The organism is Cupriavidus sp. MPR-AND1C, assembly GCF_058809705.1.
In genome coordinates this window covers 39,293-63,293 of sequence record NZ_JBXASU010000036.1, presented here as the reverse complement: position 1 = coordinate 63,293, position 24,001 = coordinate 39,293, and the positions used below count along the sequence as shown (strand labels likewise).

Here is a 24,001-nt window from a genome sequence, read left to right as displayed (position 1 = left end):
TTCATTCCTCCTTCAGGTTGTTTTTCTCGGTACGCAGGGCGTCAACCACATGCTCAGCGCGCTCAAGCATGACCTCGATACGCGGCGTTTTGTTACGTAGCGCAGTAAGCCCCACTTCAAGCATCTCGATGCTATCGTCGAGCCGACGCACGAGTCTGCCCTGCAGTTGCTCCAACTCGTGCCGAAGATGCATTCGCTCGGCTTCGTGCAGCTTCCGCTGCTCGGCCAACTCGTCAGCGGTGCTGGCGCGTAGCGCCTCCAACTCTGCAGTACGGGCTTCGAGCGCCAAGTTGGTTTGCTCAAGCTGCTTTTCGAGCTGCGACACCTGCGAGCGCAGCGTATCCGCGTCGCGCTCGGCGCGCTCCTGCGCCGAGCGCGCCTCGGAAGCGAGTTGGCGGAAGCGTTGGCAGACCAGACCGACCCCAGCGGGCTGCTCTACTTCGGTCAGGGCACGCAGACGGGCGTTGTCGTCGACCAATTCGCGCGCGCCGGGGCCCCAGAGCGAGTGCAGCAGCAACGATGCCAGGCCCTCAAAGTTCACCCCCCGACTACATGCAAACCAGGTCGCCAGCAAGTGCGTGGCGTTGCGGCGTAGTGCCTGCAAGTCGGCGGGCTTCAGCCCGCCTTTGCCTTCTACATTCCTAGGCTCGTACCCAGCCACAATGGCCATGGCATCAGCCATTGATGGTCCTTCGGGCAGGTTGCGCACCGCATCCTGCGCACCAGCGGCAGCGAAAGCCGGGTGCCGCAGCATCACTTCTTTCACGAACGATGTGAGCGCCCCACGCAACGCCGGGAAGCCCTCCACCTCACGGCTCACGAGCAACAACTGACGAGGCACCGACAAGAGAACATCTACGTCGGCCAACATCATCAGACGGGAAGTGGCCGCCTCGTCTAGGCGCGGGCTTCCAGCGATGGTCCGCTCGACCTTCGGTTTCAGCGCCACACGCTGACCCTTGCGGGCATACGTGTACGCGATGAATTGCTCCAGCGTTTCGATGTCCGGTTTGGCTTTAGGCGGTCCGTCGCCCTTCTGCGCGGCAGCACCGGCCGCAGTCTCCGAGGATGCCTGCGCAGTCGCGGGGACTTGAGTCACCCCTTCCGGGGCTACGGTGCCTGACGGGCTCGTAGCGACCGCTGACGACACATCAGCTAAAGGCATCGGAGCCGAGTCGGCTGCAGCCATAGGCGGCGCGGATACTATTTCGCCCGTTGCGCGAGGAGCCCACACTGGCACCGGTTCGGAAAGCCTCGACTCACCTGTCTTGGCGTTGATAATAAGGACCTGTCGCTTGTTGGGGTCTGTGTTCATGGTGTTCCTAGTCTCTCCAGCAGCGCCTGGGCCCAAGCGCTGGTGTCGGCGGGGCCGACCCACTCGCGGGCCAGCTTGCGTGCCTGAGCATGCGACGTCGCATCGTCACGGGCAGCCAGCGCCTCAGCGGCCAGCAAAGCGCGCTTGAGGCGGTCGTAGCCCGAGGGGGCTCGGCGCAGGTGGACTTGCAGTTCGTCGGCGAGCGCCTTCAGTTGGACCAGACCATGGCTTGCGTCCGCCAGCACACGCAGCGTGTCCTGGTCGGTGAGAAGGTGCTCTACTGCACCTGCGGGCGCCGGGACGAAGGCCAGCTCGAAGTGCCAGGGCAGGCCATGCAGTAGGCCCGCGAAGGCGCCCGAGGCATGCCGCAGCGCGCCTTCGGGAGCCAACAACGCAACGTCGTCGAATTGGTTGAAATGAAAGGCCACCAACGCGCGCACACTACGCGCTAGTGGGCGGTCGAATCCCGATAGGGTGTCCGCCGCCTGCAGGAACTTCTCAGTATATTGCTCCGACCGCAAGCCGCTGTTCGGAGCCCGTTCCTTGGCCATCACCCCGTAAAGATACTGACAGATGCCGTCGCAGTAGGGCATGGCGCTGGCAAAGCCACGACAGTCTTGGATGAAGCGAGCCACCGCGTCGATGGTCAACACATGGTCGCGTGCCATGCGCAGGAAGGAACTCTCGACACCTAGCAGATGCGCCTCGTCAGCGATGCGGAAGTCGAGCACGCAGTGCGAGGAGGCACCTTCATTGCCCAGTTCGATGTCGACGAACTCCTGGGTCATGGCCGCCAAGTGCGTGCCCAGCGAGGCCGATGCTACCGCCTGACCGTTGACCCGGCAGTGCGTGGCGTCCTCGACGACAACTTCCGCCGGCTTCAGCGGAGTCATCACTTTCAAAGGCAACTGGCCCACAGCACGGCCACGAACCAAGAGCGAGGGCTGCCGCAGCGGATGCTGTTCGAACCGGTGGCGGCGCAGCGCCTCGATGTCTGCGAAGTGCTGTGTGCATTGCTCGCAGACGTAGCGGGCGGGCGGTGGCGGCCGATAGTCGATATCCTCCAGCCCGGTGGACTGATGGAACTCAATGTATCCGGTGTGCCAGAAGCCCATGGTCAACCCCGCCCTGCTTTTTCACGGGCCTCGCGCTTCTCGGCCACCGTCAAATGGTGGTCATTGATGCGCTCGGCCGCGAACACCTTGAACCATGGCGCGCTTTCCACATCTTTGCCGCGGTCCTTGTCCCAGCTGATGTTCAGCTTGGGCTTCTTGTTGTGGCGCAGCACCTCGGCAGTCATGAACGGCCGAATGTTCAGTCGTACCCCGTCATTGAGGTCAGGGTTCCAGCCGATGGGCTGCTCGGCCAGCGGCTTCCAGCGCACGAAGATGTCGTAGCCAACCTTGCCGTCGAACTCACCATCCTGGATGAGCTTGAGGCGACGTTGCAGGTCCTGCGCGGCGGCCAAGCGCTGGGGGGCGCCGTCCAGGTGGTCGCGCACGCCGGCCTCCTGCTGGCGTATCCAGTCGCCCAGGTAGGTGTGGATGAGACGCTCCAGGTTCTTGGCGTCGAGTTGATGGTAGTTCACCAGTGCAGCGAAGCCGTCTTTTAGGCCGTCCCACACGTGCCAGATGAAGGGGCGGTGGTGAAAGCGTTTGGCGTGTTGCTCGAAGAACTTGTCACGCAGCCAGACATCCAGGCCCTTGCTGGCGCAGTCCGCATCGGCCAGCATCTTGTCGAGAACAGCTGGCTTCCAGCTACCAGGCTGCACCGTTTCCCAGGCGGCAATCAGCAACCTGAGCAAGCGCTCGTGCGCGGGCGGCTCGCCGCGCACCGAGGGCAGGCAGAGGATGCCGTCATCGTCGATGTGTTCGGCCAAACTCTCACAGTGGGCAATCCAGGTGTGGGCCTCATCGGCCAATTCCATTGACGCATCGGTCTCGGCTGGCCAGCGGTAGCCGGCAAGACGAGCGACTGCCACCTGCAACGGGTCGGTGGCCTGCTGTGGGTGTCCGTGGAAAATTATCTGTGTCGGGTCATTCGAAAAGACTCGCGGCAGACCCGCAGGAAATTCCCGAGCCGCAAAATCTCTCCAGTGCTCAGCGTCAAAGGGAACCGAGAATATTGCGCCAGATGGAACAATTATCTTCGAGTTGATTCGACGTATAGCCTCCCTAAATCCATCATCTCGAACGAAGCACCAAATAGCGGCGAGGTCTTTGTGCTGCCGCGGAATGATTGCAACGCCATTCTGAGCATGTATTTCCCCATTGCATACAGTTGCCCTGAAGTCGCCAGTTCGAGCGACAAAGATGGATTTCTTCCCCCACGCATTCTTACCACGAATCCGGGCGCCTCCGCTCTGAGCTAGTGAACCTTCACCATTACGCCACTCAATTACCAGTTCCCGGCCCGAGTAAAGAGCCGTCTCATCTGGGGAATTCACTAAGGAGCTCCAGACTGAGCCATCTATTGCCTGCAGCTCATGGAAGAATCTATCGAATCTCTCAAAATCTCCTCGAGATGAACCCTCATAAATTTCAGCGTACTCGCGAAGCTGCTTGTGGCCGGTATCACTCTCGAACGAGATTACATGGTCACCATGCAGTCGTAGCTTTTGTTTTGTTGACACTACATCCGAATCTACGAGCGCTCTCGCCTTATCTATCGCCGTCACCTCTTCACGCGCATCAACACCGCGCATCACATGGTCTGGTGACGGCGGCCGCCGGCTTTCTGTCAAGAGAATTACGTTGACTACCTGACCACTTACTGTCTCGAATGCTCCAGCGCCTAGTCGTGCAACCAATTGAATGGTGTGCTGTGTTAGGTGACTTTGGCGTTGCTTCTTAAAGCTAGAAAGGAATAGCCAGTTCTGAGGCATAACCAATTGAACAACGCCCGCTGCACCGGTCAGTTCAATGCATCTATCCAGGAAGACATTTGCCAGGTCTTGTCTAGCATCAGAGAAATTCGCATTGCAGAACGCCTTCAGGAACTCGGTCTGCCTATTTCTAACAAGGTACGGTACGTTGGTTACTACCAAGTCGTAGCGAGAATCCAGGAGCCGAGCAGCGTCCAGTAAGCCCCGAGCAGTCAGGGCCAAGTCCCAGGAGTCGTCCTGCAACTCGCCGGCCTGACCCCATAGCCTCATTGGCTGCTCAGCAGCCAACGCGCGCTCCAGCAACTCGCGCAAGGTCTCGAAGCTCGACATGGCCAGGTCGTTCTTCAGGCTACGCGCCGGATCCAACAGGCTGCCCAGCAGGGGCGCCTGAGCGAAGCTAGCGTGCAACAAGGCTAGTTCCTGCCGCAGGTAGGCGGCGTTGGGCGCGTCATCCGGCACCAGTGCCGTCCAGTCCTCGGGCTTGGCTGCCACCTTCAGGCCGCAGCAGGCCACTTGCGGCGCAGACATACCCGCACGAACGCCCAGCGGGTCACCGTTTTCATCTGGGAAGCGCCAGGCAGCAAGCGCAAGTGCGAAGACGGCGATTTCCACGCAGCGGGCGTCCAACTCCAGACCGTGCAGGTTGTCGGCCAACACTGCGTTCACCGCGTCCATGGCGCTCAGCCCCTCGGATTCCATGCGCATTGGCACCAGCATCAGGAATGCTGCCACCAGGAAATGGCCCGAGCCGCAGCAAGGGTCGAGCAGCTTGAAGTCTTCCAGACGGTCGGGCCAGCCTTCGAACTTGCCGGCGGCGGGCTTGCCATCCCCCAGGGTGCGTAGATAGGTCAGCGGCACCGGGCAGGTCTTGTTCGGGTGGCGCGTCACCCACCAGGCGCCAAGCGAGTTGTGGAGCAGGAAGTCCACCATGTAGGACTCGGTGAAGAGTTGGGTAACTGCGGGCAGTTCGTCTGCGCCAATCTTGTCGCCCGTCGCGTTTACCTCGTCCTTGCGTTTTGTCTGCCAGAACTGGTAAACCCAGCCGAGGCTGTCGCTGGCCTTGAACACCTCCGTGGGCAGCGTGGCTAGCAGACGCTCCAGCTCCCGCTGATGCTCGGGCGCAAAGGCGAGCTCAAACACCGGGTTCTGGGGCTTGAATACCTGCGGCAGCATGCAGGCGGCTAGCTTGCCGGCCAGCTCCCAATTGCTCTTGGCGCCCAGCGCCATGTCCGGGTGGTTGTCCACCATGTCTCGGCAATCGTCCAACGACACCGGAGCACCCGGCTCCCACATCAGCAGGCCGCTTTCGGCCAGGAAGCGCGCGAAGAGCATGCGGTGCCAATGCTCATAGGCCACTTCCCACACCAGGTGCTGAACGCCTTCGGTGTCGTCAGTGGCCTTCATATCACCCAGGGCGCGGCCGTGGGCACGCAGGCGGCGGCGCAGCGCCTTAAGTTCGTCAGTCAGGTAGTCGGGCGCCTTGCCTTCCGCCACCGCCAGTTGGGTCAGCACGGCGCGAGCGCCCTTCTCCGCAATATCGCGGGCCGCCTTGACGGTATTCTCGAGCTGAGTGCGTAGTGTTTTGGCCAGCGGTCGGCTATGGATGCTGTGTGTCGGCATATGTCTATGTCTTATTTGCGACGTGACGCGGGTTCCGAGCAACAGTTAACAGTTGCCCCGTCCTTCCGCTTTATGAGTCTCAAAGTGCCACCGGCCCCAGTTTGAGCTTCGCAGTCAACAAGGCCTCAACCTCCGCCAGCCAGGCCGCCAGTTCTGCCTCATCGTTCAGGGTTCGGCGCGGGACGGTCACGTGGACAACGTTTGGCTTGAGCAGTTGCACAGCTGCATGCCGGGCCGCCTCAAAGCGGCTCGACAAGGCTTGGGTTTTCGCCACCCAGTGGTCGAAGTCACACTCGTCGAGCGCGTCCTGCAGTTGCTCGGGCGTGCCCAATGTCACTGCAATCGGTGCGGCCAAGTGGTGGTTCTGAGTCAGCTCGGTACGTTGAGCGTCTGTGAGTTTGGCCCAGTCGGCGTCGGCCTGCAGTTGAGCTAGGTGCGGCAAAAAGGTCCGCTGGAACTCATCGAGCTTGGCCTTGAGTGCTTGGCGCAATAGGTCCACAACCTTGTCCAGCAGTGGGCGCACCGAGTCGGGCTCGGCCAGCAGACTGCGCTGAGCTTCGATGGCATCCACTTCAGCCTTCAGCGCAGCATATGGGCCCAGGCCTTTAGCGTAGCGCAACAGTTCAGTGAGCTGGCGCCAAATGGGAAGGCGCTTAGCGATAGCATCCGCTGTTTGAGTCCAGGACTTGGACAGGCCAACGATTTCATCAAAGCCGTCAAAGAGCGCCAGCAGTTGCGCATTGCCTGATTGGCCTTCAATGGATTCAACGAGCGCGAGTTTGGGCGTTTCTGGCGCGGGGGGGGAGCCGCCAGCCCTGGCTGCCTGATCACGTAGCTTGGCCAGCAGCGCAGGTACCTTGGCTAACTCTTCCTTTGGCTGGCACGGCACGCCTACCGTACTGAACAGCGAGCGAATCTTGATAAGCTGCGGTGGCGTGATGTTGACGCTCTCACGCTGAAAAGTCGTCTGCGTCAGCTTGGCGCGGTCAAGGCTCTTGGCATCGACCGGCTTGGAAGTCGTATCGCTGGCTTTGAGGTGGCCAGCCGCCAGCAAGGCGTATAGCGCGCCATCGATGGCATCGCGCGGCCAGCCATAAGGCGGGGCCTCGAAATTGTCTCGAATCTCCGCGCCCTTCTTGCCGGGACCGATGAAGTTAAGCAGCTTTTGGCACACAAGGTGCTTGTCGGCTTCCTGGCTGTGGCCCACGGCCTTGAGGGCCTCAAGGCTGCCCTTGCGCGCCTCGTCGAGCACCTTGCTCCATTGGTCATGGTCGGCAGCGTCGAACTGGCTGTATAGACGAATAGCGGAAGCCTTGGCCGCGCGGTTGATGCGGTCGGCCAAGTCGTTGCCATCTAACGCCTCTTGCCCGCCGGCCTGGAATACGCGCACTCCACCAAAGAGCTGGTCCAGCAGCTCGGTAAGCTCCTTCTCGGCGGTGCGCTGGCGACTCTCCATTGAACGCTGTGCATCGCGCCCCTCCTCGGTAGATGGGCTGCCCTTTCTCTGCAGCGTGGTGCGGGCCGCTTCCAGCGCCACGATGGCGTTGGTAAGTTCAGTTTTGTGCTGCGCAGGCAGGAAGGCAAAGAGCGTCGGGTTGTCGGCAGGCTTGGACTTGGCCTCTGCGACGATGGACTTCTCCTCGGCCTGCCAGCCGTCCTGCATCCAAAGGTAGAGGTTCTGGGTGTTGTCCTTGGGCAGGGCCTCGCCGTAGGTGGGTGTGAGGCGACGCTCAACGTTGTCCTTGCCCTGCACTACACGCACTTTCTTCAGCACCTCCCCAAAGCGGGCCTTCAGCAGGTCGGCACGCTTTTGCTCCAGACGCTGTGGCGCGGCTTTCAGTTCGGCGTCCTGTGCACGGAACTCGTCGTACCAAGCGCTGGATTCGCGAGTCTGTGGGCGGTACTCAGTGCCGCTACCGCCAACCAAGGCCATGATGAGGCGGTCCTTGTTCTGCAGCTCATGCAGCAATTCGGGCAGTTTCTTGCGCAACTCCGCAGAGCCAGCGGCTAGGTCAGTTACCAACAGGTCGGCCAATGCATCTTCGGTTGCTTTGAGGCCGATGTCGAGCGCGGCATCGGCGGGCAGCTTGTTAACCAGATAGATGAGTTTGAGCAGCCTAGCCTTGAGTTGGCTATTGGCATCGCCAACGGCGAAGCGCTGGACGTTCTCGAACACTTCTTTGGGCAGCTGGGCGGTGGAGACGAGGTTGGCGGCAATCTGGTCGTAGAGGAAGTCACCCGAAACCACGTGGCCCAGCGGCGCATCTGCGGTGGCCAGCACGGCCTCATGCACCACACGCAATTGACTACGCAGCTGGGACACGGTACCAGTAGTGTCGATGGTGCGCAGCACTCGTTCCCAGAAGCGGCGGCGCACGGGCAGCAGGGGGTAGTCCGAGGTCATCACGTCTTCGTCGTCGGTGACGTGCTCGAGCTTGGTGCCGCGCAGGTGACGCGAAATTTCGCCCAAATTGGCGCGCCAGACATGCTCCACCTCGGGCTGGGCGGTAGGCTTCTTGGCAAGAATGATTTGGCGAGTGACGTTCTCAACGTCCCAATCGCCGAGCATCACCTGCACCGGGAAACGGCCCATCAGCCGCTGCAAATTGGGCATGCCGGAGAGCGCCGACTGCCCGGTGCCAACGAAGAGCAGCTTGCCATTGAAGTGCTTGGACAGGGTCTCAGTGACCTCCTGCACTTGGAACGCCTTCTCGGCATCGGCCCCGATATATTGCTGCACCTCGTCCAGGACAACCAGAGTCAACGGAAACTTACCATCTACCGACAGGGCATCGGCAATCGCGGTGGTCATCTGTTCGCTGGTGACATCGGTGACCTGAGGAAACTGTTCCTTGAGCAGCTTGCGGGCGTCGGCCTCGGTGTGGGCAAGGTCAGGCCGGGCCTTTAGCAGCGCCTTGGCTAGGTGGCCGGACACGTACATGTGCGGTAACTCCTGCGGCAGCGAGCGACCAGCCGCGTGGAGTTCGGCTTCCACCGTGGGCAGAATACCCTCGCGCTGCATCCACAGGACAAGCTGTGCCTGGTTGTATTGCTCCGGCAGTCCCTTGGACTTGAATACGATGCCGAGCAAGGCTAGCCGCACTTTGTCGCCAGCACCAGCGCCGAGCTTGCCTGCTGCCGCGTGCAAGGCTCCATAGCGTTTGCCCTGAGTGCTGAGTTCCTTCAGATGCTCAAATACACCAGTAGGTAGCTTGGCCAGACTGCGGGCAGTGGCGCCGTCAGCGAACTGATAGTCGGTCCAGAGCGTACGCAGCATCTTAGCTAGGTGCGATTTACCACTGCCGTAAAAGCCGGAAATCCAGACGCCTGGCTGTTCGCTACCCGCATCCAGATTGAGCAGGAATTTGTCGAGGATGGTCTCCAGACCTTTCTCGTACTGGCCGTCGCAGACGAAGGTCTCCAGCTCGTAGCGCAGGATGGCTTGGGCAGCATCGGAGTGGTCTTCGGAGACTTCAGCAACGCCGTTGTTAACGAGGCGGTTTTCCTTCGGGGGCTTGTTGTAAATGTCCCTATTCAGCATGGCGGTCCTTAATCTTGTTCTTGGTATCAGATTCTCAGTCTTGGGCGAAGAGCGGTACCGCGAGGTAGTTCCAGCCGTCGCGAGCATCCAGCAGACGATAGGTGTGGTTCTCGGGATGGTGCTCACCGGGGAAGAACACCAAAAGCCGTCCCCGGACGGCTTCTTTGATACCTTCGACCACTGACGAAACGCGCGCCAAACCGAAAATAGTGCCAACCCCCAACAATGCCACTACGGTATCGGGCCCGGCTTCGGCGGCGATGCGGGCCTTCAGCTTGGTGTTGAGGTCTGCCACGAATTCAGTAAGTTCGCCGGTTAGGTAGCCCGCCAAGTCCTCGGGTGACTCGAAGTAGGCGTCGCGGTATTCCTGCGCCGCCATCCATTCGGGAAAGGCGTTCGTCACATCCAACAGCAACCATTGCTTGCCGGCCTGCTGCGTAGCGAGCTCGAACTCGCCGACATTGGCACGCAGGCGCAACTCGTCGGTCTTGTCGTAGACCGCGAAGATGACGCGCTGGATGGCCGCGAGTCCTGCCTGCCAGGGCACCGTGAGGTGTTGGCGGTAGGCGGATACCAGTTTGGCGACCTTAGACGACATGCGAAGCCTCCTGACGAATCTGTTCTTCTTCGGGGGTGAGGTAACCAGGAAAGCGGACTTCCTTCACGCCACCTGCGTTCATAAAAACGAGCAGCCCACGATGAGACGCCGAGTTTGCAAGTGCGCCCATCTCATCTGCTGAGCACCCCAGCAAGGCCATCCACTCGGACGAGAAAAGCCGCTGGCCAGTACGGCCTTCAAGGTAGCCCAGGAACAACAGCAGCGCGATGGATTCAGGGTGCCGCTGAGGCACGGCTCGCAGCTTGCGCACGCGCCCATGCAGCAGGCCGGCGGCGGTCCAAGTGCCGGCGACGTTCTGTGCGAAGGATTTCAGCGATGCGGGGCTGAAGCGGTCCGGGTGGCTGACGCGGAGGAAGTCCTCTACAGCCTCGCGCGTGACAGCAGCCCCTGGGGATTGCGCCAGAACGAACGACTGAGTAGCACGCAGCAGCGGGTCACGTGCCAGGGCAACGGCCAGGGCAAGCAGCGGTTGCGCGGCTTCCTCCAACGGCCATAGTCGGCGCAGTGCACGAAAAATAGGATTGACGGGATCCAACGCGTACAGCATCGCAAGGTGGCGCAGCGCGAGTTCTCGCGCCTTGCGAGTGGGCTTGCCCAGTACATTGTCGTCGATCACCGCAGCAACATAATCCGAACGCGTGGCATGCGGTGGAGTATGTGCCAGGAGCGCGCACAGGTCGTCCAGCATCATAGTCCGAGCGGCATGCGGACCATTAATGCCAAATCGGAACCCCAATTGGGAGAGAAGCGGCTCGCGCGACTCAGTCACGATGCGGCTCTCGCTGCGTCATGGCGTTGGGTAACGCATCTACGGGAACGCCATCAAGCGGATAGCCTTGCATGCGGCAGTAAGCCACCACCATCACTTCCACCATGTTCGCCAGACTACGCATCTCCCGCTCGGCAGCCGACTGCAGTGCCGCCTTGATGTGCGGCTCCACCCTGACACTCACCACTTGAGATTTGACAACGGCCATTGTGTTTTCCCACCAGCAAAACGCTAGCGGTTTGCTAGCAATATGCTATCGTAGCATGGCAAACCGCCGCGGCACGACGTTTGCGGAAAACCTGCTCAGAAAAAGCCCGCGCACGGCGGGCCAGAGTGTCAGCCCATGATGCGGCGCGGAACCACCACGGATTGAAGGTCATGATGACGGGCTGTTCAGTTCCCAGGCGCGGCTCCAGGAAGTGACGCACATAGCTCAGTACCGTGCCGTGGACTCTCCTGAACCTCAAGGGCCATAGCCCGCACGAGTACGCGGGAACTGGCGCGAGCAGGCAAGAAAAAACCCCAACCGCGAACGGTTGGGGCTTGTGTAGTGGTGGCGCATTCGGGAATCGAACTCTCGTCCATATGGTAGATATTCGCCCGCGTCGTTACGCGTGTCTAGGCCAGTCGCAATTACTAACGTTCCCCAGTCGCAAAACTTTGGCGCCAGTCGCAATTACTCTGGCGCCCTACGCCTGTACGTCGGTTTTAGACATCAATATTCCGAGCCACCAACGCATTACTCTCAATAAAATTCCTACGCGGCTCAACCTCATCCCCCATCAGCGTAGTAAAAATCTGATCGGCCGCAATAGCATCCTCAATCTGCACCTTCAGCAAACGGCGCTGAGTAACGTCAAGCGTAGTCTCAAACAGCTGCTCAGGATTCATCTCCCCCAGCCCCTTGTACCGCTGACGAGAAACCCCACGCTCAGCCTCACCCAACAACCACTGCATAGCAGCATGGAAGTCATTCACCGTCTGGTCGCGCAGCTTCTCGCCCTCGCCACGGCGCACCTTGGTGCCTTCCGCAATCAGGCCCTGGAAGGTCTTGGCGGCCAGCGACAGCGCAGCGTAATCCGCGCCGTGGACAAAGTCCGCGTCCAGGTGAGACAGGCGCACGTTGCCGTGATGCCGGCGGGCGATCATCAGGCGGTGCTTGTCCGTCTTCTCATCAAACTGTGCGTAGACATCTGCGGTGCCGTCGTCATTGACGGCGGCGCCCAGCAGGGTCTTGGCGTGCATTTCCGACAGCTTGGCCTTGAGCGCGGTGGCTGAGGCTTCGGCGGCGGCGGCGCTGTCCAGGTCCAGTTCGATACCGTCGGCAATGGCGCGCAGGGCGTCGCTGTCCACGATGCGGGCCAGGCGGCCGATCACGGCTTCGGCCAGCTGGTACTGGCGGGCCAGTTCGGTCAGGGCGTCGCCGGCGACTTCGCTGCCGTCGGGGTTGACCAGGGCGGCCTTTTCCATGGCCAGGCGCAGCAGGTAGGCGTTGAGCTCGTTGTCATCCTTGATATAGCGCTCTTCCTTGCCGTGCTTGATCTTGTACAGCGGCGGTTGGGCGATATACACGTGGCCGCGCTCGATGATGTCGGGCATCTGGCGGTAGAAGAACGTGAGCAGCAGCGTGCGGATGTGGGAGCCGTCCACGTCCGCGTCGGTCATGATGATGATGCGGTGGTAGCGCAGCTTGTCGAGGTTGTAGTCGTCCTTGCCGATGCCGGTGCCAAGCGCCGTAATCAACGTGAGCACTTCCTGGCTGGAGAGCATCTTGTCGAAGCGGGCGCGTTCCACGTTCAGGATCTTGCCCTTGAGGGGCAGGATGGCCTGGAACTTACGGTCGCGGCCTTGCTTGGCGGAGCCGCCTGCGGAGTCACCCTCCACCAGGAAGAGTTCGGACTGGGCAGGGTCTTTTTCCTGGCAGTCGGCGAGCTTGCCGGGCAGGCCCATGCCGTCGAGCACGCCTTTGCGGCGGGTCATTTCGCGGGCCTTGCGGGCGGCTTCGCGGGCGCGGGCGGCGTCGACGATCTTGCCGCAGATGATCTTGGCGTCTACCGGGGTTTCCAGCAGGAAGTCGCCGAGTGCCTTGGCGACGAGTTCTTCCACGGGCAGGCGCACTTCGGAGGAGACGAGCTTGTCCTTGGTCTGCGAGCTGAACTTGGGCTCGGGCACCTTGACGGAGAGCACGCAGGCGAGGCCTTCGCGCATGTCGTCGCCGGTGGTTTCCACCTTGGCCTTTTTGGCGATCTCGTTTTCTTCGATGTACTTGTTCATCACGCGCGTCATGGCGGCGCGCAACCCGGTCAAGTGGGTGCCGCCGTCACGCTGCGGGATGTTGTTGGTGAAGCAGAGTACTTGTTCGTTGTAGCCGTCGTTCCACTGCATGGACACTTCTACGGCGATACCGTCTTTTTCGGTGTTGGCGTAGAAGATGTTGGGGTGCAGGGTGCTCTTGCCTTTGTTGATGTATTCAACGAAGCCTCTGACGCCGCCGGAGAAGGCGAAGTCTTCTTCCTTGCCGGTGCGTTGGTCGGCCAGGCGGATGTGCACGCCGTTGTTCAGGAACGAGAGCTCGCGGATGCGCTTGGCCAGGATCTCGTAGTGGAACTCGACGTTGGTGAAGATTTCTTCGTCGGCGAGGAAGTGGACTTCGGTGCCGCGCTTGTCGGTGGGGCCGAGGATCTTCATCGGCGAGACTTCCACCGGCTGGCCGTCGGGGCCGGTCACGGTTTCCACCAGGCGGTTCTGCACGGCGCCTTGGGCGAACTCGAGCAGGTGGGCCTGGCCGTCGCGGCGCACGGTCAGGCGCAGCCACTTGGAGAGGGCGTTGACGCAGGACACGCCCACGCCGTGCAGGCCGCCGGAGACCTTGTAGCTGTTCTGGTTGAACTTGCCGCCGGCGTGCAGCTCGGTCATGGCGATTTCGGCCGCGCTGCGCTTGGGTTCGTGCTTGTCGTCAAACTTGACGAGCGGGGGAATGCCGCGGCCGTTGTCGGTGATGGAGATCGAGTTGTCGCTGTGGATGGTGACGGTGATTTCCGTGCACCAGCCGGCCAGGGCTTCGTCGATGGAGTTGTCCAGCACTTCAAATACGAGGTGGTGCAGGCCGGTGCCGTCGGACGTGTCGCCGATGTACATGCCCGGACGCTTGCGCACCGCCTCCAGGCCTTCCAGGATCTGGATCGAGCCTGCGCCGTAGCTGTCTTGCTGTTGCGGTTGCGATTGCGGTTGTTGCTCTTCGGTCATGTTCTCTTACTCACGGCGAATGCGGCGATCTCTCGTCACGCCCGGATGGGCGCGCCCGGATCGGGCCGCATAGCGGGTTACATAAAAACGGCAAAAGGGGCGGATCTCGACGATCCGGCCCCTGGTGCGGCGGGTCTTGCGCGGCGCCCTTGGGGCGGCTGCGCAAGCCGTGGTGTGCCGTTAGATGCTCCGGTTTTGCGTATCTTGTGGTCCTTGTTACCGGCTCATCAAATGCGCATCGGCATGACGACGTACTTGAAGTTGTCGTCTTCCGGCACGGTGATCAGCGCGCTCGAATTGGAGTCGCCGAGGCTGACCTGGACTTGCTCGCTCTTGAGGTTGGCGAGCACGTCCAGCAAATAGGTGACGTTGAACCCGATGTCGAGCGCGTCGCCCGAGTAGTCGAGTTCGAGCTCTTCCTGCGCTTCTTCCTGGTCGGCGTTGGTGGAGCTGATCTTGAGCACGTGCGTATCCAGGATGCAGCGCACGCCCTTGAACTTGTCGGTGGTCAGGATGGCGGTGCGTTGCAGGGCTTGCTGCAGCTTGACGCGATCGATGGCGAAGGCGTTCTTGTAGCCCTTGGGGATCACGCGCTGGAAGTCCGGGAACTTGCCTTCGACCAGCTTGGAGATCAGCTCGATGTTGGCGAAGGTGAACTTGACCTGGTTGGCGGCCAGTTGCACTTGCACGGGATCGTCGTTGTCTTCCAGCAGGCGCTGCAGCTCGAGAATGGTCTTGCGCGGGATGATCACTTCCTGGCGCGACGGTGCGCCTTCGCCGCTGGTGGCTTCGCCGTCCAGTTCCACGCCGCAGTAGGCCAGGCGGTGGCCGTCGGTGGCGACTGCCATGACCTTCTTGCCGTCCACCACCAGCAGCATGCCGTTGAGGTAGTAGCGGATGTCTTGCTGGGCCATGGCGAAGTGAACCATGGCGAGCAGGTGCTTGAAGGTCTTTTGCGGCAGGCTGACGGAGGCGCCGAACTCGCTGGCTTCGGCTACCGTGGGGAATTCTTCGGCGGCCAGGGTCTGCAGCGCGAAGCGGCTCTTGCCGGACTGCACGGTCATGCGCTTGTCGTTGAGCGACAGGGCGACTTCGCCGTCGGGCATGGCGCGCAGGATGTCGAGCAGCTTGCGGGCGGCCACGGTGGTGGCCACGGTGTCGCTGCCTACGCCGCATTCGGCGTGCGTGGTGATCTGGATCTCGATGTCGGTCGAGAGGAAGGATACGTTGGACCCGGACTTGCGAATCAGCAGGTTGGCCAGGATCGGGAGTGTGTGGCGGCGCTCCACGATGCCGCTCACGATTTGCAGCGGACGCAGCAGATTGTCTCGCGAGGTTTTGACCAATTGCATTGAATTTATCCTTCGTCGTTTGTAGTAAGCGACCGCGGGTGCGTATTGTCTGGCGCTAACTTGCTGCGAAGTTTCCGAAAACGCTCCGAAAACGCTTCCAAAACGCTTTGGAATCAACAAGTTATTCGCCATTGTACCAAGGATAAGCCGCTGCGGTGAAGCGGGAGAAGCGCGATCGGAGGGTGAAATTGTGCGCAAAGCGACACAAATTCAGACTTCTTCGGTGGCTGGCGACTGTTGTCGCTGGCCGCCCCCTCCGCCCGCTCGTCCCGACTCACCGCAAAGCCTTAGCCCAGGCCGTTTTCATGGCAATGTTCCGCAATGCCCCGGTGTTGCTTTCCGATTGATTCATGCGCCGGATCCTGCCCGGCGCGTACCCTACAGTATGCCAGCCCCGCGTGACGGGGCTGGCAAATGCTGCTTCACTGCTGTTTCATTGCTGTTTCACTGCGATGCCACGCTCGCGCTCAGCCCTTGAGCGTCTGTTCCAGCACGTGCAGCTCGTGGTTGAGCTGCGCGTCCTTGCTGCGCTCGTCGGCGATCTTGCGCACCGCGTGCAGCACGGTGGTGTGATCGCGCCCGCCGAACAGCTCGCCGATTTCCGGCAGGCTTTTCTGCGTGAGTTCCTTGGCCAGGTACATGGCAATCTGGCGGGGCCGCGCGATATTGGCGGGCCGCTTCTTGCTGTACATGTCCGCGACCTTGATGTTGTAGAAATCCGCGCAGGTCTTCTGGATGTTCTCGACAGAGATCTGGCGGTTCTGCACCGTCAGCAGGTCCTTCAGTGCTTCACGGGTGACATCGATGGTGATGTCCTTGCCGTGGAAGTTGGAGAAGGCGAGGATCTTGCGCAGCGCGCCTTCGAGCTCGCGCACGTTGGAGCGCAAATGCTTGGCGACGAAGAAGGCGACTTCCTCGGGCACGCTGACGTTCTCGGCGGCGGCCTTCTTCATCAGGATGGCGACGCGCATCTCCAGCTCGGGCGGCTCGATGGCGACCGTGAGGCCGGAGTCGAAGCGCGAGATCAGGCGATCGTCGATGCCGCTGATTTCCTTGGGGTAGGTATCGCTGGTGATAATCACCTGCGCCCGGTTGGCGATCAGGGCTTCGAAGGCGTAGAAGAACTCTTCCTGCGTGCGGTTCTTGCCGGAGAAGAATTGAATATCGTCGATCAGCAGCAGGTCGAGCGAGTGGTAGTAGCGCTTGAACTCGTCGAACGCCTTGCGCTGGTAGGCCTTGACCACGTCGGAGACGTATTGCTCGGCGTGGATGTAGCGGATGCGCGCGCGCGGGTTCTCCAGCAGCATGAAGTTGCCGATGGCGTGGATCAAGTGGGTCTTGCCCAGGCCTACGCCGCCATACAGATAGAGCGGGTTGTAGGATTTGCCGGGGTTGTTGGCCACCTGGATGGCGGCGGCGCGCGCGAGCTGGTTGGCCTTACCGGTGACGAAGTTGTCGAAGGTAAGGATGTGGTTCAGGCGCGAGCGCTCGTGCACCGAGTCGTTCTGCTGCTGGCCGCCATGCTGGTTGCCGGGGTGGCCTTGGTGGCTTTGTTGGCCCGGGTGCCCTTGGTGGCCCGGATGCCCCTGATGCCCCTGTTGGCCGCCCTGGTTACCGGGGTGGCCGCCCTGCATGGGCTGCTGCGACGGCTGCACGCGGTAGGAGCGGGCGCTGGCTTCGGCCGGGTCGAGCTGCGGCACGTCGATGTCGACGATCTCGCCACCCATGCCGCCCATGTTGCCTTGGTTGGCGCTGCCGGGATAGTTGCCGCCATTGCTGCCATTGGCGCCATTGCCAGGGTAGGGCGCTTGCCCGCCACGCTGGCCGCCGGCCTGGCTCATGGGGCCGTAGCCCTGGCCGCCCTGGCCCGGCTGCATACCGGGCTGGCCGAAGTTCTGCGACAGCGGCTGGCCGGACGGATAGCCGGGGCCGGCGTGCTGCGCAGGCATGCCGGGCTGGCCCGGCTGGCCGGCCTGCTGCGGATAGCCGGCGGCAGCCCGGCCCGAGGCGGCGGGGTCCAGGACAAAGTGAACGCTGACGTTGGCTTCCCAGTATTCGCAGGCGAGCGCGGTGATGCGGCCGGAAAACTGGCTCTTTACCCAGTCGAGCTTGAAGCGGTTGGGCGCGGCGATGCGCAGCGCATGCGCTTGCTCGTCGAAGCCCACGGGCGCCAACGGCTTGATCCAGGTCTTGAACTGTTGCGGCGTCAGTTCGCGCTCGAGTTGCGCGGCTGCTGCCTGCCAGAAATCTTGCATTGTTTTGTTGTTCGGTGTTCGCCACGGTGCATGGACAGCCCGGCCGAATAGACGACAGGCAAGGATCGGTGTGAGGCATCCTTGCCGTTAGTCCATGCAACCTGAACGCGATCGCCAAGCGATCCGCAAATGACCCCGCAGCCCGGGCCCCATGGTGATCGACGCGACAAGCGGGAGCCGCTGACGAGCGAGGCGACTAAATCGCCGCTTGCCCGTTGCGCGTCCGTTGTCCGGCATGCCAGGGGTGTTGCCCGGGTTGCGCTTGCGCCACGCAGCCCGTGTGGTGTTTGGACCCGAATTGTACCCCCCACCCCAAGTTATCCACAAAGGATAAGTCTGTGGATAAGTTGTGAAAAAGCAGTGGATTGTTGTGCGCAACCCTAGTTCTGGCGCGGGTTTCCGGGTAGCCAAAACACGGGAAAACCCAGTCGAAACAGTGACTTCGCTCACCTTGGGCAACCCCGGGTGGCACCCCCGAAGAAAAAAACTTACCCACTGGCGATTGTGGACAATGAAATACAACGGCCTGTTGCATGTTTTTGAGGCAGGGGTGCTTCACAAGGCTCTAAACCATCTGCAGTCTTGACACGCCGCGCGAAACTCAGTTAAATGGCGGGTTCTGCGATGCCGCAGGGGATCACGTATGCGCATCGCCGGGTCTGACCTGTTCCGTGCAAAACCGGTGCGTATCCTTGGTATTTGACTAAGCTGAAACGCGCTGGAAACAGCTGGATTGGCCGGAACAGGCAGCGGGCCGGGCAGGCTGATGGGGTTGGATCGGATGGGTTGGGCTGGTTTACGGCTTTACGCGTCCGCTCCGGCAAGATTCCCTCCCACAACTGCGTCGCGCGGCGTCGATGTCCGATTCGTCGGTGCCATCGATTCGCGAGATACACGGCCGGCAGCAAGATCACCACAGCAGTCGGCAACACCGCAAACCGCGGCAGCCCCATGCGAACCATACGCGGCGGCGCCCGGCTTAACGCCGGAAGCCGGGCGAGCCCAGATCAACCAGAGAGTGCAACATGAAACGTACATACCAACCTTCCGTTACCCGCCGCAAGCGTACCCATGGTTTCCGCGTGCGCATGAAGACCCGCGGCGGCCGCTCCGTCATCAACGCGCGTCGCGCCAAGGGCCGCAAGCGCCTGGCAGTCTAAGGGCCTGGCGACCGGCCACGGCGGTGCAGCAGCTTGCGCCGCCTTGGCCACTCGCCTCGCCTTTTGGACGGCCGGTAGCCAGCAGCCAAGCACAGCTTTTCCGCTCGCTTTGCCTAGCGTGACTACCTTTGCCTACCCTAAAGCCGCGAGGCTCACAAAAACGGATGAGTTTTCATCCGTTTTTGCATTGCGTCCGCGCCGACGCAGCCAGCATTTCGTGCTGTACGTGGGCGAGAACGGCCTGCCGCAAGCCCGCCTGGGCGTGGTGGTTGGCAAGAAGTTCGCCGCGCGTGCCGCCGAGCGCAACCTGGTCAAGCGCATGGTGCGGGAACTGTTCCGCCAGCGGCAGGACAAACTCGCGGGCCGCGATGTGTTGCTGCGCCTGCAGGCCAAGTTTCCGCGCGCGGAGTTTGCCAGCCGCACCGCGATACGCCGGGTGTGCCTGGCCGAGCTGACCGGCTTGTTCGAGGTGGCGGTGAAGCCGCTGGCCCCGCGCCCTGCTGCCCCTTCCGGGGTGTCGCCGCCAAAGTCCGCCGAGGCTGCGCCCACTGAAGTCCCGCCTTCGGGCGCTCCTGCCTGACCGGCCCGCTGCCATGAAGCGAATCCTGCTTGCCCTGCTGCGCATCTACAAGATCGCCCTGAGCCCGTTTTTTGGCTCGCAGTGCCGCTTCCTGCCCACCTGTTCCGATTACGCCCGCGAAGCGATCCTGTGCCATGGCGCAGGGCGCGGCAGCTGGCTGGCCGCTTGCCGGCTATGCCGTTGCCATCCGTTCACGGATGGCGGGTATGATCCGGTGCCACCGGCATCGGCAACAAAGCAAGACCGGGCTCGCCCCGCGACTGGCCATCCAGTCACGATCCGGCTACCCCGCCCCTGATTTCCCCCGACCACAGCGAGACATGGATATCAAACGCACCATACTCTGGGTCATCTTCTCGATGGCCCTCGTGCTGCTCTACGACAACTGGCAGCGCGCCAACGGTCACCAGTCGATGTTCTTCCCGAGCGCGACGCAGCAGGCTCCGGCAACCGCAGGCGGCGCTTCGGCCCCGCAAGGCGACGTGCCCAAGGCCAATGCAACAGCCGGCACCGCCGCGGGCGCTGCGGCGTCCGTGCCGGTCGCCGCGGCCCAGCCGAGCGGCGAGAAGATCGTGGTCAGCACCGACGTGATGCGTGCCCAGATCGATACCGCCGGCGGCATCCTGACGCGCCTGGAACTGCTGAACCACAAAGACCACGACGGCAAGCCGGTCGTGCTGTTCGAGCGTGACCAGACCCGCACCTACATGGCCCGTTCCGGCCTGATCGGTGGCGACCTGCCCAACCACACCACGGTGTTTACCGCTTCGGCGGGCCCGCGCGACCTGGCTGGCTCGGACAAGGTGTCGGTGACGCTGACGGCGGAGAAGGACGGGGTCAAGCTGGACAAGACCTACACCTTCCACAAGGGCAGCTACGTTGTCGACACGAAATTTGCCGTGACCAACGACAGCGGCAAGCCGATCTCGCCGACGCTGTACATGGAACTGACGCGCGACGGCAGCAAGGTCGAGCAGTCGCAGTTCTATAGCACCTTCACCGGCCCGGCCATCTACACCGACGCCGACAAGTACCACAAGATCACCTTCGACGACATCGGCAAGGGCAAGGCTTCGGTCCCCGCGGCCGGTAGCAGCGGCTGGGTGGCGATGGTGCAGCATTACTTTGCCTCGGCGTGGATTCCGCAATCGGGCAAGGAGCACAGCTTCTACGTCGAGAAGATCGACAACAACCTGTTCCGCGTGGGCGTGCAGCAGCCGCTGGGCGCCATCGCCCCGGGCGCCACGGTATCCACCGATGCGCGCCTGTTCGCCGGCCCGCAGGAAGAGCGCATGCTCGAGAAGATCACCCCGGGCCTGGAACTGGTGAAGGACTACGGATGGCTGACCATCCTGGCCAAGCCGCTGTTCTGGCTGCTGGAGAAGATCCACGGCTTGCTGGGCAACTGGGGCTGGTCGATCATCGGGCTGACCGTGCTGATCAAGCTGGTGTTCTTCCCGCTGTCCGCGGCTAGCTACAAGTCCATGGGCAAGATGAAGGACCTGCAGCCCCGCATGACCGCGATGCGCGAGCGCCACAAGGGCGATCCGCAGAAGATGAACCAGGAGATGATGGCGCTGTACCGCACCGAGAAGGTCAACCCGCTGGGCGGCTGCCTGCCCATCGTGATCCAGATCCCGGTGTTCATTGCGCTGTACTGGGTGCTGCTGTCGTCGGTGGAAATGCGCGGTGCGCCTTGGCTGGGCTGGATCCATGACCTGTCGGTGCCGGATCCGTTCTACATCCTGCCGGTGCTGATGGCCGTGTCGATGTTCGTGCAGACCAAGCTGAACCCGACCCCGCCGGACCCCGTGCAGGCCAAGGTCATGATGATCATGCCGCTGGTGTTCTCGTTCATGTTCTTCTTCTTCCCGGCTGGCCTGGTGATGTACTGGGTCACCAACAACGTCTTGTCGATCGCGCAGCAATGGCAGATCAACCGGATGCTTGGCAAGAACAAGGCGAAGACCGCCGTGGTGGCCAAGAGCTGAAGTTGAAGTTGGGCCGGCGGGTGGCAAACCCGCGCCGGCTTGGCACATGAGGTCGCTCAAAGCGTCAATGGCGGCCTCACTGAAATCCCCCGCAAGTTCCGGCTTGCGGGGGATTTTGCTTTTCCGCAGCGTGCTTCGCCAGGTGGCGCTAACATGAAACCATGAGCACAATGAATATCTCTCTGCCTGACACGCTCAAGGCCTTTGTCGATGAGCAAGTCAACCAGCGCGGCTACGGCTCCAGCAGCGAGTACGTGCGCGAGCTGATCCGCAAGGATCAGGATCGCCAGCACCTGCGCGGCCTGTTATTGGCGGGTGCCGATTCGGCGCCGACTGCGCCGGTCGATAGCGACTACTTCGACGCCCTGCGAGCGCGGGTGCGCAGCGCTCGGGGATGAGGGCCAGGTCTGTCGTCGCGAGAGCGCTTGCCAGACGGTAAGTGACCGCCGCAACCATCGGACCGTCTCGTCAATCCAGCCGCTTGCCCGCTGTCTCCCGCACCATCGCCAGTCCCGCCAGCGGCAGCTTGAGCATCGTTGCGGCGTAGCTGGCCATGCGGTGCGGCACGATGTAGCTGGCGCAGGCGCCCCCGTATCACTCAGGCCCGTGGCACACCGCTTCGATATTGTGGCCGTCCGGGTCCAGCACAAAGGCGCCGTAGTAATTCGGGTGATAGTGCGGGCGCAAACCCGGTGCGCCGTTGTCCCGGCCGCCGGCCGCCAGCGCGGCCTGGTAGTAGGCATCCACCTGCGAGCGCGAGTCCGCGCGAAAGGCGATATGCAGCGGTGGCTGGTTGGGCGTGCCGTTGCTGATCCAGAACTCGGGCTTCTCGGGCGGGCCGAAGCCGGCCACGTCGGTGTGGCCGGTCACGCTGGCGGGAAGCTCCATGTTCTTGATGAAGCCGAGCGCGGCCAGCGCCGCGGTGTAAAAGGCCCGGCTCTTGGCGAAATCGCTGACGACAACACCTGTGTGATCGATCATCTTGCAGTTTCTCCTAGGGTGTTTTTGTAGTCCGGCGTTGGCTATGTGTTGGCCCAGTGTTGGCTCAGGCCAGGTCGAGCACGCTCATGGTGGCGTTGAAGCGGCTGACCAGAACCGCCTCGCCGTGCACGCTGGCGAAGACATCGGCCTCCACCACAATGATGGAGCGGCCGGATTTCAATACGTCGGCGCGGCAGGTGAGGCGATCGCTGCGGGCGGCGCGCAGCAGGTTGATCTTGAATTCGGCGGTGACCACATGGCGCCCGGTGTCGAGCATGGTGCTGGCAGCCGCGCCGGCGGTGTGCTCGGCGATGGTGGCTTGCACGCCTGCATGGACGATGCCGCCATGCTGCAGGTGGCGGGGCGTGACCAGCAGTTCGCTCTCGCACCAGCCTGGCCCGCAATCCACCAGCCGGATGCCTACGTCGGCGACAAAGGCAGCCTGGCGAAAGCCGGCCTCGATGGTGTCGCGCAGCAAAAGGCGTTCTTGTTCGGTGGACATGGCGCTGCTCCTCGCACTGGTGGTGATCGGGTACGGCCTTGTGATGGCTGGCCGGCTGGCGTTGCCTGCACGCATTGCAACCCGAAGCGCGCAGGCTGTCAATGGAGTGCGGCGCAACCGGCACAATCGCCTACACTGGTTAGACGTGCCCTAGAACGTGCCCTGAATCGTGCCCGGAAACATGCCCTGAAGCCGGCCTGCGCAAGATCAGGCTGTTCCGGTAGCTTCCGGTAGTTATGCCCACGCCGATACGCCATGCGCGCCGCCAACCTTCCCATGCAGCTGCACCCGCGCATGCGCGCCATCGATGCCTTCATCGCGCTCGGCGATGCGGGCCTGGTGGCGGTTGCCGATCAGCTGGATGCCTTGCACCGGCGCGACCATCCTGATGATGTGCATGCGTTGCGCGTGGCGGTGCGGCGTCTGCGCGCCGTATGCTGGGCATTTGCCCCGGCCCTGCCCAAGGCCATCCGCGCGCGCTGGGATGATTGCCTGCGCAAGCTGGCGCAGGCCGCCAGCGATGTGCGCGACTGGGACGTGTTCATCAGCGCGACCTTGCGCCCGGCGCTGGACTTGCAGCCCGAGGATCCGGTGCTGCTGGCGGTGCATGACACTGCGATGACGCGCCGCCACTACGCACGCGCCACCATGCTGGCGCAACTCACTGAACACCAGCACTGGCCACTGCCCGTGCTGCACCGCGACCTCACGCACCTGGGCGCGGGCGGCGCGCCGCGGGCGGGCGCCGCCGCGCAGGACCGGCTGGCAGTGTTTGCGCGCCGGCGCTTGCGCCGCGCGTGCAAGCGCGTGAAGTCGCTGGCGCGTGCCGCGCGCTCGCAAGACCTGGCGCGCGTGCATCGCTTTCGCCTTGGCAGCAAACGGCTGCGCTATGTGATCGAGGCGCTGGAGCCGGTACTGGCCAAGCGCTATGCCAAGCGCCTGCACGGCAAGCTGGTGAAGCGCCAAGGCAGCCTGGGTGACCTGATCGACGGCGCCGTGGCACGCCGCCTGATGATGGAGTGCCTGAACATGCCCGCTGCGGATGCAGCAGATGCAGCGCACGTGCCGGATGTGCCGGATGTGCCGGATGTGCCGGATGTGCCGGATGCGCCGGATGCGCCGGATGCGCCAGGTACCACGGTTGCGCCAGATCGATCTGCGACAATATCGCCATGACTGCCACGAC

The 24,001-nt window shown here is 62.4% G+C and carries 18 protein-coding genes; 6 read left to right on the top strand and 12 right to left on the bottom strand.

Translation table 11 applies throughout. From position 1 onward, the window contains the following. Window position 1 precedes the first annotated feature (1 nt). The 10 genes from AC1RWI_RS19970 to dnaA all read right to left on the bottom strand — a co-directional run bounded on the left by AC1RWI_RS19970 (window position 2) and on the right by dnaA (window position 17,601). The gene (locus AC1RWI_RS19970; RefSeq protein ID WP_492868226.1) at window positions 2–1,315 is read right to left on the bottom strand and encodes a hypothetical protein; all 1,314 of its coding nucleotides are present in this window, start codon (window positions 1,313–1,315) and stop codon (window positions 2–4) included. Further along, on the bottom strand, window positions 1,312–2,436 hold the full coding sequence (locus tag AC1RWI_RS19965; RefSeq protein WP_492868224.1) for a hypothetical protein: 1,125 nt from the start codon (window positions 2,434–2,436) through the stop codon (window positions 1,312–1,314). The genes AC1RWI_RS19970 and AC1RWI_RS19965 overlap by 4 nt, the downstream gene beginning before the upstream one ends. Next, complete coding sequence (locus tag AC1RWI_RS19960; RefSeq protein WP_492868222.1) at window positions 2,433–5,819, bottom strand: Eco57I restriction-modification methylase domain-containing protein; 3,387 nt, start codon at window positions 5,817–5,819, stop codon at window positions 2,433–2,435. Before AC1RWI_RS19960 ends, AC1RWI_RS19965 begins: the two co-directional genes overlap by 4 nt. A gap of 79 nt (window positions 5,820–5,898) precedes the next feature. Then, window positions 5,899–9,360, bottom strand: a complete 3,462-nt coding sequence (gene brxC / locus AC1RWI_RS19955; RefSeq protein ID WP_492868220.1) for a BREX system P-loop protein BrxC — start codon at window positions 9,358–9,360, stop codon at window positions 5,899–5,901. Window positions 9,361–9,394: 34 nt separating this feature from the next. Continuing rightward, window positions 9,395–9,958 (bottom strand): DUF1788 domain-containing protein, encoded by a 564-nt coding sequence (locus AC1RWI_RS19950; RefSeq protein ID WP_492868218.1) that lies wholly within the window; start codon window positions 9,956–9,958, stop codon window positions 9,395–9,397. Then, the gene (locus tag AC1RWI_RS19945; protein WP_492868216.1) at window positions 9,948–10,670 is read right to left on the bottom strand and encodes a hypothetical protein; all 723 of its coding nucleotides are present in this window, start codon (window positions 10,668–10,670) and stop codon (window positions 9,948–9,950) included. The genes AC1RWI_RS19950 and AC1RWI_RS19945 overlap by 11 nt, the downstream gene beginning before the upstream one ends. Before the next feature lie 70 nt (window positions 10,671–10,740). Then, window positions 10,741–10,956: a hypothetical protein gene (locus AC1RWI_RS19940; RefSeq protein WP_492868214.1), complete on the bottom strand. Its 216-nt coding sequence runs from the start codon at window positions 10,954–10,956 to the stop codon at window positions 10,741–10,743. Window positions 10,957–11,456: 500 nt separating this feature from the next. Then, the gene (gene gyrB, locus AC1RWI_RS19935) at window positions 11,457–13,994 is read right to left on the bottom strand and encodes a DNA topoisomerase (ATP-hydrolyzing) subunit B (RefSeq protein WP_492868212.1); all 2,538 of its coding nucleotides are present in this window, start codon (window positions 13,992–13,994) and stop codon (window positions 11,457–11,459) included. A gap of 227 nt (window positions 13,995–14,221) precedes the next feature. Continuing rightward, entirely contained in the window at window positions 14,222–15,346 is a 1,125-nt protein-coding gene (gene dnaN, locus AC1RWI_RS19930; RefSeq protein WP_043342590.1) for a DNA polymerase III subunit beta, read from the bottom strand. A gap of 467 nt (window positions 15,347–15,813) precedes the next feature. Further along, window positions 15,814–17,601 (bottom strand): chromosomal replication initiator protein DnaA, encoded by a 1,788-nt coding sequence (dnaA, locus tag AC1RWI_RS19925; protein ID WP_492868210.1) that lies wholly within the window; start codon window positions 17,599–17,601, stop codon window positions 15,814–15,816. A 1,025-nt stretch (window positions 17,602–18,626) separates the two neighbouring features. Here dnaA and rpmH point away from each other — a divergent pair. From rpmH to AC1RWI_RS19900, 5 genes are all read left to right on the top strand, one after another. After that, window positions 18,627–18,761 (top strand): 50S ribosomal protein L34, encoded by a 135-nt coding sequence (gene rpmH, locus AC1RWI_RS19920; RefSeq protein WP_017229861.1) that lies wholly within the window; start codon window positions 18,627–18,629, stop codon window positions 18,759–18,761. Between the two features lie 118 nt (window positions 18,762–18,879). After that, window positions 18,880–19,341: a ribonuclease P protein component gene (gene rnpA / locus AC1RWI_RS19915; protein ID WP_150985330.1), complete on the top strand. Its 462-nt coding sequence runs from the start codon at window positions 18,880–18,882 to the stop codon at window positions 19,339–19,341. Between the two features lie 13 nt (window positions 19,342–19,354). Continuing rightward, the gene (gene yidD / locus AC1RWI_RS19910; protein WP_082054956.1) at window positions 19,355–19,639 is read left to right on the top strand and encodes a membrane protein insertion efficiency factor YidD; all 285 of its coding nucleotides are present in this window, start codon (window positions 19,355–19,357) and stop codon (window positions 19,637–19,639) included. Window positions 19,640–19,661: 22 nt separating this feature from the next. Continuing rightward, the gene (gene yidC, locus AC1RWI_RS19905) at window positions 19,662–21,332 is read left to right on the top strand and encodes a membrane protein insertase YidC (RefSeq protein ID WP_492868208.1); all 1,671 of its coding nucleotides are present in this window, start codon (window positions 19,662–19,664) and stop codon (window positions 21,330–21,332) included. A 161-nt stretch (window positions 21,333–21,493) separates the two neighbouring features. Further along, a complete protein-coding gene (locus tag AC1RWI_RS19900; RefSeq protein WP_492868206.1) occupies window positions 21,494–21,730 on the top strand; it encodes a type II toxin-antitoxin system ParD family antitoxin in 237 nt (78 codons plus the stop codon). A 196-nt stretch (window positions 21,731–21,926) separates the two neighbouring features. On the opposite strand, the gene AC1RWI_RS19895 is transcribed toward AC1RWI_RS19900, so the two are convergent. Both AC1RWI_RS19895 and AC1RWI_RS19890 read right to left on the bottom strand, forming a co-directional pair. Further along, complete coding sequence (locus AC1RWI_RS19895; protein WP_492868204.1) at window positions 21,927–22,313, bottom strand: VOC family protein; 387 nt, start codon at window positions 22,311–22,313, stop codon at window positions 21,927–21,929. Window positions 22,314–22,377: 64 nt separating this feature from the next. Further along, on the bottom strand, window positions 22,378–22,815 hold the full coding sequence (locus tag AC1RWI_RS19890; RefSeq protein WP_492868202.1) for a PaaI family thioesterase: 438 nt from the start codon (window positions 22,813–22,815) through the stop codon (window positions 22,378–22,380). 255 nt (window positions 22,816–23,070) lie between these two features. Here AC1RWI_RS19890 and AC1RWI_RS19885 point away from each other — a divergent pair, with 255 nt between their 5' ends. Then, complete coding sequence (locus tag AC1RWI_RS19885) at window positions 23,071–23,991, top strand: CHAD domain-containing protein (RefSeq protein ID WP_492868200.1); 921 nt, start codon at window positions 23,071–23,073, stop codon at window positions 23,989–23,991. The last annotated feature ends 10 nt before the right edge of the window (window positions 23,992–24,001 follow it).